Raw genomic sequence first — 11,621 nt, forward strand, 5'->3', positions numbered from 1 at the left:
AAATATTAAAGTGCTAATGCGGCAGTAAGAATTGAAGTCTTGTAAACATCCTCTTCGTTACAACCACGTGATAAATCAGAGATAGGTTTGTTCAAACCTTGTAAGATAGGTCCAATTGCTTCGAATCCACCGAATCTTTGAGCGATCTTGTAGCCGATGTTACCTGATTGCAAGTCTGGGAATACAAAGACGTTAGCATTACCAGCAACTTTTGAACCGGGAGCTTTTTGTGCACCAACGCTAGGTACAAATGCAGCGTCGAATTGTAATTCACCATCGAGTGGAAGGTCAGCGTCGAGTCCGTGAGCGAATTCTGTAGCCAAAGCTACCTTATCAACTTCTTCACTCTTAGCACTACCCTTGGTTGAAAAACTAAGCATAGCAACTTTTGGATCAATATCAAAGAGTTTTGCACTCTTAGCAGTTTGCACAGCGATCTCAGCTAGACCTTGTGCATCTGGGTTGATGTTGATAGCACAGTCAGCGAACATGTATCTCTCGTCACCCTTTTGCAAAATAAATGATCCACTGATTCTTGAATTACCTGGAGCTGTTTTAACGATTTGAAGTGCTGGACGAACAGTATCACCAGTTGAATGGACAGAACCGGATACCATACCATCGGCTTTATTCATATAAACAAGCATTGTACCGAAATAGTTATTGTCTTTCAACATTTTAAGTGCTTGTTCTTTAGTATTCTTACCCTTACGACGTTCAACGAATGAATCGACCATTTCATCGAATTCAGGATATGTTTCTGGGTCCATAACTGTTAAATCATCAATATTCCATGAATGTTCGCTTGCTACCTTTGCGACTTCATCTTTGTTACCTATTAAAATTGGTTTAAGGATATTTTCTTTTTGTAGACGAACTGCAGCACCCAAGACACGTGGTTCCGTACCTTCAGGCAATACGATCGTTAAGTTTTTTCCATCAATTTTGTTCTTTAGACTTTCAAATAAATCCATTATTTCTCCTCCATTTCATTGACAATTTCAGGTAATTGCCAATTGATTACCCTTTCATTATAGGATAAAAGCGCTTTATTTGTACGAGAAAATGGTTTTGAACCGAAAAAACCTCGATATGCGGACAGCGGACTGGGGTGTGGCGAGGAAATAATCGTATTTTTACTTTGATCGATCAACGGAATTTTGCTCTTAGCAGCTCCGCCCCAAAGAATGAAAACTACCTTGCCACGTTCCGACAACGCCTTGATCGCATAGTCGGTCAGTTCTTCCCAACCTTTGCCTCGATGTGAGTATGCCTGCCCTTTTCTAACGGTCAAAACTGAATTGAGCAACAATACACCTTGGTCAGCCCATGATTTCAAATAACCATGCTCTACTGGCGTACAGCCAACATCATCTTGTAATTCTTTATAAATATTCACCAATGATGGTGGAATCCTCACCCCCGGTGCCACAGCAAAACTACAACCTATCGCCTGATTAGGCTCATGATAAGGGTCTTGTCCTAAGATCACGACCTTAGTATCTGTGAACGATGTCCAAATAAAAGCTTGAAAAATATGGTACATATTGGGATAGATAGTTTGTGTGCTATATTCTTCTTTCAAAAAATCATGAAGGCTTTGATAATACGGTTTATCAAATTCTCCACCTAAAATATCTTGCCAATCATTTTTTATTAATGTTCTCAAATTTACACCTACTGTCCTTGTATATGTTCTCTAAAAATATGGTAACATTCAATTATAGAATAACGCATTCGGAGGGACTTTATGATTAAATTAATTGCATCAGATATGGACGGGACTTTATTAAACGAAAAAATGGAAGTATCCGAACGTAATATTCAAGCTATAAAAAGCGCTAAAGAAAATGGTATTGAATTTCTAATAGCATCTGGTCGAGGTTTGAGTGAGGCCAAACCTTTCCTAAAAGATCGTGTTCATCCAGGATTCATTACTTTAAACGGTGCTGAGGTTTTTGATAGTGACGAAAACCTTATTTCTAGCAATCCTATTTCAATCGAATCAAAAAATAAAATCATCGAATTATTTCATAAATATAATATGTATTTTGAAGTAGTTACTGACAAAGGTATCTTTTCAGATAACAAAGAATTACGTATCTCCAGCTTAGCCAACCTATTGATGAGCCTGAATCCGGGCACTACTTACGAACAGGCTTATGCCGACACTTTGGAACGAATTAAGTTAACTCCGATGACTTTTTTGGATAGTTACGATAAAATCTTCAATGACGAATCATATCAGATTATGAAGTTATTAGCTTTTGACTCAGGAGATAACCGAGACGCTAAGTTGAATCCTCTAACAGATGAGATTCATAACACTTTAAAAGACGTCATCGTTACCTCATCATCACCTAACAACATTGAGGTCAACAGCACTAGTGCCCAAAAAGGTATAGCTCTATTGAAATACGCCAAAGCCAAAGGTATCAAGCAAGCCGAGACCATGGCGATCGGTGACAATCTCAACGACGCTTCCATGATCCAAGATGCTGGTATCGGTGTCGCAATGGAAAATGCCATCCCTGAAATCAAAGCAATAGCTGATGAATTTACTGATAACAATTCTAATGATGGTGTTGCTCAAGTTATCGAAATGGTTATTGAGCAAAACGAGAGAGAAGGCCAAGTGGAATGAAACTTTATATACGCAAAGCAGACTTAATGGTGGGGAATATTCTTGTAGTTACCAATCAGAATAAAGAAACTATTTTTATTGCTTCGCGTGATAAAGACAATCCTTTTTTGATTCAACTTTACAATCGTCTGAATACAAAAATTGGTGAAATAAAGCTTAAAAATAGTTTCTTGAAAATTTATTCGATCGAAATCGACGGCGAGGAAGTAGCTACTATCAATGCTCTGCCAATGATAGATATGAAATACGTTTATCTATCAAAAATCAACTGGAATATACTCGGTAATCTAGTCACTTCCAAGTATCACGTCGTACAGGCGGGAGAAGAAATCATGAAAGTTCAACCTACGATCATGGCTCAAGGTCACCCCGGACTTGAGATCGACATCGATAATATTGACGATGGAGCGGTGGGGACTTTGATTGCGATCTTCCTCGACAAATATATCAAGCTACCTAACATCAAATCTGACACCGACGTAAAAATCGGCATGAAATCAAAATTATCATTTTTTGACTTTAAAAGTAAATGCTAAATAGGGCCATGACAATAACTTGTCACAGCCCTATTTTTTTATTTATTCAACTCAAATTGCATGTGGTCATATAAGTGACTGCCAATGTACAATTGACCGACCTTTTCAAAACCAATTTTGTCATATAAATGTCTGGCCGCTTCATTCGTAACGTCAACATTCAAACTCATGATCTTTTCACCGCGATCACGGATCAAATCGATCAATCCGATCAATGTCTTCGTACCGATTCCCTTACCTTGCATATCAGGAGCAACTGCGAATGAATCCAAATACCATTCACCTGGCCAAGCTTCCTTGTCAGTGAATAAATGATCTTCTTGGATTCCGTGCTTTTGCATGATCTTCGTCAATGGAGCATCGATACCAGCTTCTAATTCTTCTGGATAACCAACTGAAATTGCGGCGACCTTACCATCGATATCATTGACCAAAATATGATCTAATCCGTAACGATAGTCTGGTAATTTGAAACCTTCACGAATGATCTGTGACATTTTATCATTTCCGACTCGTTTAAAAATATCTAACTCCATTTCGTCAAATATTTGAAACAGTGTGGGCAATATCTGATCGATATCTCCCTCTTTTGCATATCTAAACATACTTTCACCTCATTTAATATGATACATGATGCCTGTAAAATCACCAAATTAGACGAAACCAAAAAAAGAAACCACGGCAAGATTTTGCCATAATTTCTATCAAGTTAACGAACTGCGCTCTTCATTACTCGTTGAATCTCACGTTCTTGATCGCGCCGTTTGATAGTTTCACGTTTATCGTATTGACGTTTACCTTGAGCTACTCCAATTAATACCTTTGCGAATCCGTTCTTCAAATATACTTTCAGAGGAATCACCGTGATCCCTTTTTCTTGTACGGTTGAAGCAATTCTTCTGATTTCTTTTTTGTGTAACAATAATTTGCGATTGCGCAATGGATCATGATTGAATTGATTACCTTGATCGTAAATAGCGATATTTACATTTTCAAGCCACAATTCACCATTTCTAGCTTGCACGAATCCATCACGGATGTTGATTTTACTGGCTCTAACTGATTTTATTTCAGTACCTGTCAGCGAGATTCCTGCCTCATAAGTATCCAAAATATTATAATCATGGCGAGCCTTACGGTTGTTAGCTACTTCGTTAGCAGCTTTTACGTGATGTTTCTTCATTTATCATCACCGACTTTCGTATTTACCACGTCTTCTATTATTGCCGTTTCCATGGCTATTACGACCACTTCCACCGTTGTTAGAGCGATGGTTTGAATGTCCGTTGTTTCCGCTGTGACGACGGTCGCTTCTACTGCGACTGTTGCGACGCTTAGCGAATTCTTCTTCACGTTTCTTTGCTTGTTCAGCTTCTTCTGGCGTTAGAACTCTCTCAAAGTCAATTTGACGGTGTTCAACGTCTGCCCTGATAAGTTTTACTTGAATTGCTTGACCGACCTTAAACGTCTTCCCAGTGCCGCGTCCGTGCATCGACATGCTCTTCTCATCATATTCGTAATAATCATCTTTCATATTAGAGATATGAATCAAACCTTCAATTGTATTGTCCAATTGGATGAACATACCGAAGCTGGTAACTGAGCTAACTACGGCATCAAAAGTTTCACCAACTTGATCAGCCATATATTCAGTCTTCTTAAGATCATCAACGGCACGTTCAGCATCGATCGACTTTCTTTCACGACCAGAAGTATGATCACCGATTTCTTTCAGACGACTACCCCACTTAGCTTGTTCATCATCAGTAAAGCCATTTTCTGCATAGCTATGAATCATACGATGTACTGTCAAGTCAGGGTAACGACGAATTGGTGAAGTGAAGTGAGTGTAGTATTTAGCAGCCAAACCGAAGTGACCTAGTGGTTCATCTGAATATCTAGCTTGTTGCATACTTCTCAATAGCATGATCGTTACGACTGCTTCTTCCGGTGTACCAAGAACTTGTGCAAGTACTCCTTGGAACATCTTAGGACTGATGTCTTTCAAATTACCATGGACATCGATGCCCATTGCTGCAACGAATTCAAAGAATTTTTTAACTTTTTCATCGTCAGGCTTTTCGTGGACACGGTATAAGAATGGTACGTGCTTCAAGTTGTAGTTCTTAGCAACGGTTTCGTTCGCTTCCAACATGAATGATTCGATCATTCGTTCAGAAGTACCGCGATCACGTAGTTGGATATCAATTGGCTTACCAGTTTCATCCACAATGATCTTAGCTTCTGTTTCTTCGAAGTCGATCGCACCACGGTCATGACGCATGTTGAATAAGATCTCATGAAGTTCGGCCATATCTTGCAACGTTGGCACTAGTGCCTTATATTCCTCACATAGTTCAGCATCGCCATCTAAGATCTTGTTAACGTTGTTATAAGTCATACGATACTTAGATTGGATGACACTTGGGTAAATATCATATGTCTCAACTTGTCCAGAACGGTTGATTACCATATCGCAAGTCAAGGCTAATCTATCTTCACCCGGATTCAATGAACAAACTCCATTAGATAATCGGAATGGAAGCATTGGGATAACACGGTCAACTAAATAAGTACTCGTACCACGCTCGTAAGCTTCTTTGTCTAGAGCTGAACCTTCCGTTACGTAGTGAGTTACATCCGCAATATGAACCTCCAAATGGAATTTACCGTCGGAGAGTTTTTCGACACCAACAGCGTCATCAAAATCCTTTGAGTCGTCGCCATCGATCGTAATGACCATATTGTCAGTCAAGTCACGGCGACCTTCTCGGTCACTATCGAGAACGTGATCAGGAACCTTTTCAGCTTCTTCCAGCACTTCCTTAGGGAATTCGGGATTGATATCGTTATCGACAACAATCGACATGATATCAACACCGGGATCGTTCTTGTTACCAATGACCTCTAATGCAGTCCCTTCCATACTTTGGGGATGCTTATCATTCGGATATTCGTCGATCGACACTTGAACCATATCGCCCATTTGTGGGTGTAATCCCTTGTCAGAGATGAATATCATGTATGAAGCCAATTTCTTTTCATGACTCTTAACATAGCCGTAGTGTCCAGATTTTTCGACCTGAGCATCACTATATGGATGGAACTCACCAACGATCTTAGAAAGTGAACGTTCGACGATCTTGATGATCTCACCTTCAGGTCCTTTGTCGATCCAAGGATTTGACGGTTTAGTGATTTTAACTTCAACCGTATCACCATTAACGGCGTGGAGCGTATTGTCCTTGGCAACGAATGCGTCAGGTTCTACTTCATCGTATCTGACGAATCCAAACCCTTTATCATTACCCTTGAATGTACCTTCCAATACTTTATTAGGTTGGGACATTTTAAATTCTTCTTTGTTTGTGAGCGTGATCTTGCCTTCACCCTCAAGCACGGCCAATGCTTTAACGACACGTTTGAATGCTGAAGCTCCATGCATTCTCAGTGCATCTTCAATTTGTTCAGAAGTATATCTACGTTCTGGATTACCTCTGAAAAATTCTAATATATCCGCAATTAATTTATCTTCTTTATCAGGCATTTCTATCCTCAATATTTTCTAAAAAGTTTAACACATCGCCCTCTAAGTCCTTATGAGCACGATTTATCGTTAGGACGTGACCAGCATCGTACTGATGGAAGTCTGCTGTCTTAACTATCTGAGCCACTCGTTTGGCGGCTTCAGGATCTACCATTTTATCTTTTGTACCTTGCCCTATGAAATAAGGCTTATTTATTTCAGCTAATTTATTACCCACACCGTCTGTCGTATTTCGAATGTTGATCAACATTGAATCAATTTTCGAATCGATAGTTCTCATGTTTTGGTATTTTTCTACTTCAGAAATCTCATGAACTTCGTATACTTTTTCGGCATATGTCATGAAAGCACTCCGAACGTTTTTGAAGTCCTTGGATAGTACCGGCGATCCAAATACTCCTCCACCTACGACTTCAGGAATCTCTTCCACGGCTTTAGTAGCGAAGATGGCCCCGAGGGAGAGTCCAAAGACAAAAATCTCAGTCTTGCCCTGATCCTTCAAAAAGTCCACTGCATCATTGACTTGTTGCCACCAATTATCGGGACCACCGAGATTTAGGATATCCATTGGCTCAGCTGTCCCGTGACCCATAAACATGGGCGCATACGCAGAATAGTTGTTTCGTTCCAACATTCTACCCATCAATCTCATATCATTAGATGTTCCTGAAAATGAATGCAACAATAATACTGCCTTTTTCCCCGTATCGAAGAAGAAGGGTTTTGGTGTTAATACCTTCAATAAAACCACTCCTTATACTAAAAAACCTCCTGAGCAACTTTTTTTAGTAGCTTCAGGAGGGTAACTTGCTTAGTGTGATGATAAATATACTAATACTAATGCAAAAATAAAGAATAACACTAACAAAACATAGGTAACCTTAACCATGAAGGCTTCAAAACCACGTTTCTTCTGGTTACTGAACAAGTCTCCACCGCCACCTGACAATGCGTTCAATGCATCTTGTTGTTTTGTAGGCTGCATTAGCACAGCGATAATTATCAAAATAGAAACAATAATTAGTAAAGTTTCAATAACGTTATACACCCGTAAAACCTCCGTTCATGGTGTTAAAAAGCTGAAATCACTCCTAAAACAATACCACAAAATAAGTCAAAATTCTAGTGAATTTCATTAATCAAATGATTTATCTCATTTCGAATTTGAACTCGCTTAGCTGCATTGACCATCATTACGATTCGATCACCAGCCTTGATAACAGTATCACCCTTAGGAATAATTTGAGTTTCTCCACGATAGATGGCGATTATCAAAACATCCTTTGGAAATGGGATGTCACGAATATATTTACCATCGATCGTACTACCTTCAAAAATCGGCATCTCTAATCGATCGTTGAACTTGCTGACACGATTCAAATAACTCGAATCAATATTCAGACGTTCTTTCAATGACTCATAGATCGGTGCACCATTAAGCATATCCACTACTATGTACGCCACTAATGATAACACAGCTAATGGCATAAGATGCTTCAGTGAACCGACCATCTCAGTGACAAGGATAATGGCGGTAAATGGTGCCTTACCGATGCAGGCAAAATAACCAGCCATAGAAAAAATAATTAAATTGCTCTCAAATATTGCTGGGATCAACCCTAACTGGTGCATGAAGACGGCATAAATAGCACCGATGATCGCTCCCAAATTAAGGATCGGCAAAAAAATTCCACCCGGCAAACCTGATCCATAGGAAATCATCGAGAAAACAAACCTCAATGCCAATATCCCTAATAAAAAGAATATGCTGAAATTCCAATCATTCAAACTAGTGATGATGCTATTACCACCACCAATAAGGGTAGGAAATGCCATCCCGATCGGTAAAATCAAGATGATAGGAATCAATCCTTGTAAATACCTAGGAATTCTAGTCTTGGCGTACAATGCTGGCATCGCTAACAAGACTTTTTGGTATAAACGCCCCATCAATCCCAAAACTATTCCTAACAAAATCAGATGCCAATACAATCCGATCGGCAAACTATGCTTGTACGGAATATTCAATACTGGGGTTAAACCAAAGACATATAGCGCCACTAGATTGGCGCTAACCGCACTGGCTAAAGAAGTGACCCAGACTAATGGTGAAAAGTTATGATAAATCTCTTCCAAAACGAACATGGCACCAGCAATCGGTGCATTAAAAGCAGCCGCTAGACCACCAGCCGCACCACTCGCAATCAAAACTCGACGAAATACCCCTGTTTCTTTAGTCACATCACTGAATCCTTGACCGATGGCTGACCCTAATTGAATCGAAGGACCTTCCCGTCCCAAGAATAATCCCGGACCAATACTGAGGATTCCACCGACAAATTTTCGCCAAAGGATCGACCACCAATTCATTTCCATCTCACCGGCTAATTGTGCTTCTACTTGTGGAATACCGGATCCAGAAATATTTGGTTCTTTTTTTAAAAAGCTAGCTACTAACAATCCTACTGCAATCAATAAGACCAGCAGCGCTAACAAAATCGCTACGTTATTACGAGCGGCAATGTAAGCTGCTTGAAATATCAGCAGCAATTTACCGATTGACCATCTAAATACACTCACAATGGCACCTGATAGCACCCCGACGACGATTCCTTCGAATGTAAGTTTTAACTTATCATTATCAGCCACAACTACTTTCATGTGATTCCCCCTATTACAAAAATTATACTCCAATATCAAGGGGAAAAAAAAGACAACCCTTAAAGGATTGTCTTGATTTCAAATAATTAATTATTTGTTTAAGTTGTAGAAACTGTGGATACCTTTGTATTCAGCTTGGTCACCTAATTGATCTTCGATTCTCATCAATTGGTTGTACTTAGCAATACGATCTGTACGGCTCATTGAACCAGTCTTGATTTGACCTGCGTTTGTAGCAACAACAAGGTCAGCAATTGTTGTATCTTCTGTTTCACCTGAACGGTGTGATACAACGGCTGTGAATCCAGCTTCTTTAGCCATTTCGATAGCTTCAAATGTTTCTGTAAGTGTACCGATTTGGTTAAGTTTGATAAGGATTGAGTTTGATACTCCCATATCAATACCCTTCTTCAAGTAGTCTGTGTTTGTAACGAACAAGTCATCACCAACAAGTTGTACTTTCTTACCAAGAGCTTTTGTAACTTTTTGCCAATCTTCCCAGTTGTTTTCGTCAAGTGGGTCTTCGATTGTGATAACAGGATATTTTTCAACAATTCCGTCAAGTAAGTCGATGAATTCGTCAGTTGTTAAGCTGGCACCATTTTCGCCTTCACCTTTAAGATCATACTTACCAGTTTCTTTGTTGTATAACTCTGATGAAGCAACGTCAAATCCAATAGAAATGTCTTCGCCAGGTTTGTAACCAGCTTTTTCGATAGCTTCAACCAAAATCTTGAAAGGAGCTTCGTTGTTTTCAAGGTCAGGAGCAAATCCACCTTCATCACCAACAGCAGTATTTAGACCGCGTTCTTTAAGCAATGATTTAAGTGATTGGAATGTTTCTGAACCCATACGTACGGCTTCATGAACTGATTTTGCACCAACAGGTACGATCATGAATTCTTGGAAGTCAACGTTGTTGTCAGCATGCTCGCCACCATTGATAACGTTCATCATTGGTGTTGGTAATACGTGAGCATTAGGGCCACCAAGGTATTCGTACAATGGAAGACCTAATTCATCAGCAGCAGCACGTGCGGCAGCAAGTGAAACACCTAAGATAGCATTTGCACCAAGGTTACCCTTGTTTTCTGTACCGTCAAGATCGATCATTGCTTGATCAATAGCTCTTTGATCAGTAACATCCATGCCGATAACTTTCTTAGAAATCTTGTCATTAACGTTAGCAACGGCTTTAAGAACACCTTTGCCACCAAAACGTGATTTGTCGCCATCACGTAATTCAACAGCTTCGTGTTCACCAGTTGAAGCACCTGATGGAACGATTGCGCGGCCAAAGCCACCTAGTTCAGTATATAGTTCAACTTCAACAGTTGGGTTACCACGTGAATCAAGAACTTCACGACCTAAAATATCAGTAATTACAGACATATTTTAAAAATCTCCTTTATGATTTTAATACAACCTAATTTTAACCTTTTTGATGCTTAAAATAAATATCTTAATCAAGATTATTATTTATTGTAGTTAACTAATGCTAAGAATGATTCTGGGTCCATGCTGGCACCACCAACAAGTCCACCGTCGATATCTTCTTTAGACATTAATTCTTTAACGTTAGCTGGTTTAACTGAACCACCGTAAAGAATACGTACTTTATCAGCAGTATCAGCATCGTACAAGCTAGCTAATTTTTCACGAATTACGTGAACAACTTCTTGTGCTTGATCACTTGTAGCAGTCTTACCTGTACCGATAGCCCAGATTGGTTCGTAAGCTACAACAGACTTAGCCATATCTTCAGCTGAGATACCCTTAACAGCTGCTTCTACTTGACCTGTAACCCAAGTTTCTGTATCGCCCGCTTCACGTTGTTCAAGTGTTTCACCACAACAGATGATAGGTAGCATGTTGTTGTTAAGAATAGCATGTGCCTTCTTGTTGATATCTTCGTCAGTTTCGTTGAAATATTGACGTCTTTCTGAGTGACCAATGATTACATAGTCAATACCCATGTCTGAAAGTGCCTTTGGTGATGTTTCACCAGTGAATGCACCGGCGTCTTCAAAGTAGCAGTTTTCAGCAGCTGTCTTAAGTGGTTCGTCTTTTGAGAACCATGTAAGAGCGTTCAAATCAATAGCAGGAGCACCAATGATAGCTTCTACGCCAGATTCTGGCAACTTACCCTTGATAGCTTCTAGAAATTCTTGGGTTTCTTGAGGATTTTTGTTCATCTTCCAGTTACCCGCAATAATAGGTGTACGCATAAATT

General features: G+C 39.6%; 12 protein-coding genes. 2 read left to right on the top strand and 10 right to left on the bottom strand.

The annotated features are described in order from the left end of the window. Positions 1–5: 5 nt before the first annotated feature. Both pta and AC27FM_RS11170 read right to left on the bottom strand, forming a co-directional pair. Positions 6–974, bottom strand: coding sequence for a phosphate acetyltransferase (pta, locus tag AC27FM_RS11165; RefSeq protein ID WP_487088329.1), 969 nt, complete (start codon positions 972–974; stop codon positions 6–8). Further along, positions 974–1,669 carry a uracil-DNA glycosylase gene (locus AC27FM_RS11170; RefSeq protein WP_487088331.1) on the bottom strand — a complete coding sequence of 232 codons (696 nt, stop codon included), beginning with the start codon at positions 1,667–1,669 and terminating at the stop codon, positions 974–976. Before AC27FM_RS11170 ends, pta begins: the two co-directional genes overlap by 1 nt. Before the next feature lie 81 nt (positions 1,670–1,750). On the opposite strand from AC27FM_RS11170, the gene AC27FM_RS11175 reads away from it, so the two are divergent. Continuing rightward, a complete protein-coding gene (locus AC27FM_RS11175) occupies positions 1,751–2,644 on the top strand; it encodes a Cof-type HAD-IIB family hydrolase (RefSeq protein WP_487088333.1) in 894 nt (297 codons plus the stop codon). Then, positions 2,641–3,180 carry an LURP-one-related/scramblase family protein gene (locus AC27FM_RS11180; RefSeq protein ID WP_487088335.1) on the top strand — a complete coding sequence of 180 codons (540 nt, stop codon included), beginning with the start codon at positions 2,641–2,643 and terminating at the stop codon, positions 3,178–3,180. Before AC27FM_RS11175 ends, AC27FM_RS11180 begins: the two co-directional genes overlap by 4 nt. A 38-nt stretch (positions 3,181–3,218) precedes the next feature. Here the strand turns inward: AC27FM_RS11180 and AC27FM_RS11185 are convergent, their stop codons facing one another. The 8 genes from AC27FM_RS11185 to tpiA all read right to left on the bottom strand — a co-directional run bounded on the left by AC27FM_RS11185 (position 3,219) and on the right by tpiA (position 11,616). Continuing rightward, complete coding sequence (locus AC27FM_RS11185) at positions 3,219–3,785, bottom strand: GNAT family N-acetyltransferase (RefSeq protein WP_487088337.1); 567 nt, start codon at positions 3,783–3,785, stop codon at positions 3,219–3,221. Positions 3,786–3,889: 104 nt separating this feature from the next. Continuing rightward, on the bottom strand, positions 3,890–4,363 hold the full coding sequence (smpB, locus tag AC27FM_RS11190; RefSeq protein ID WP_487088339.1) for an SsrA-binding protein SmpB: 474 nt from the start codon (positions 4,361–4,363) through the stop codon (positions 3,890–3,892). Between the two features lie 6 nt (positions 4,364–4,369). After that, positions 4,370–6,727: a ribonuclease R gene (gene rnr / locus AC27FM_RS11195; RefSeq protein ID WP_487088341.1), complete on the bottom strand. Its 2,358-nt coding sequence runs from the start codon at positions 6,725–6,727 to the stop codon at positions 4,370–4,372. Beyond that, positions 6,720–7,469, bottom strand: coding sequence for an alpha/beta hydrolase (locus AC27FM_RS11200; protein ID WP_487088343.1), 750 nt, complete (start codon positions 7,467–7,469; stop codon positions 6,720–6,722). Before AC27FM_RS11200 ends, rnr begins: the two co-directional genes overlap by 8 nt. Positions 7,470–7,538: 69 nt before the next feature. Next, positions 7,539–7,775: a preprotein translocase subunit SecG gene (secG, locus tag AC27FM_RS11205; protein ID WP_487088345.1), complete on the bottom strand. Its 237-nt coding sequence runs from the start codon at positions 7,773–7,775 to the stop codon at positions 7,539–7,541. A 74-nt stretch (positions 7,776–7,849) separates the two neighbouring features. Beyond that, the gene (locus AC27FM_RS11210; protein WP_487088347.1) at positions 7,850–9,388 is read right to left on the bottom strand and encodes a ClC family H(+)/Cl(-) exchange transporter; all 1,539 of its coding nucleotides are present in this window, start codon (positions 9,386–9,388) and stop codon (positions 7,850–7,852) included. Between the two features lie 90 nt (positions 9,389–9,478). Continuing rightward, positions 9,479–10,780 (bottom strand): phosphopyruvate hydratase, encoded by a 1,302-nt coding sequence (eno, locus tag AC27FM_RS11215; RefSeq protein WP_487088349.1) that lies wholly within the window; start codon positions 10,778–10,780, stop codon positions 9,479–9,481. An 83-nt stretch (positions 10,781–10,863) separates the two neighbouring features. After that, positions 10,864–11,616: a triose-phosphate isomerase gene (tpiA, locus tag AC27FM_RS11220; RefSeq protein WP_487088351.1), complete on the bottom strand. Its 753-nt coding sequence runs from the start codon at positions 11,614–11,616 to the stop codon at positions 10,864–10,866. Positions 11,617–11,621: the final 5 nt, after the last annotated feature.

This window comes from Companilactobacillus sp. y65-5, assembly GCF_057541095.1.

Coding starts and splice junctions, on each gene's coding strand:
- pta (WP_487088329.1), bottom strand. CDS start 974: ATGGATTTATTTGAAAGTCTAAAGAACAAAATTGATGGAAAAAACTTA.
- AC27FM_RS11175 (WP_487088333.1), top strand. CDS start 1,751: ATGATTAAATTAATTGCATCAGATATGGACGGGACTTTATTAAACGAA.
- AC27FM_RS11180 (WP_487088335.1), top strand. CDS start 2,641: ATGAAACTTTATATACGCAAAGCAGACTTAATGGTGGGGAATATTCTT.
- AC27FM_RS11185 (WP_487088337.1), bottom strand. CDS start 3,785: ATGTTTAGATATGCAAAAGAGGGAGATATCGATCAGATATTGCCCACA.
- smpB (WP_487088339.1), bottom strand. CDS start 4,363: ATGAAGAAACATCACGTAAAAGCTGCTAACGAAGTAGCTAACAACCGT.
- rnr (WP_487088341.1), bottom strand. CDS start 6,727: ATGCCTGATAAAGAAGATAAATTAATTGCGGATATATTAGAATTTTTC.
- AC27FM_RS11210 (WP_487088347.1), bottom strand. CDS start 9,388: ATGAAAGTAGTTGTGGCTGATAATGATAAGTTAAAACTTACATTCGAA.
- eno (WP_487088349.1), bottom strand. CDS start 10,780: ATGTCTGTAATTACTGATATTTTAGGTCGTGAAGTTCTTGATTCACGT.
- tpiA (WP_487088351.1), bottom strand. CDS start 11,616: ATGCGTACACCTATTATTGCGGGTAACTGGAAGATGAACAAAAATCCT.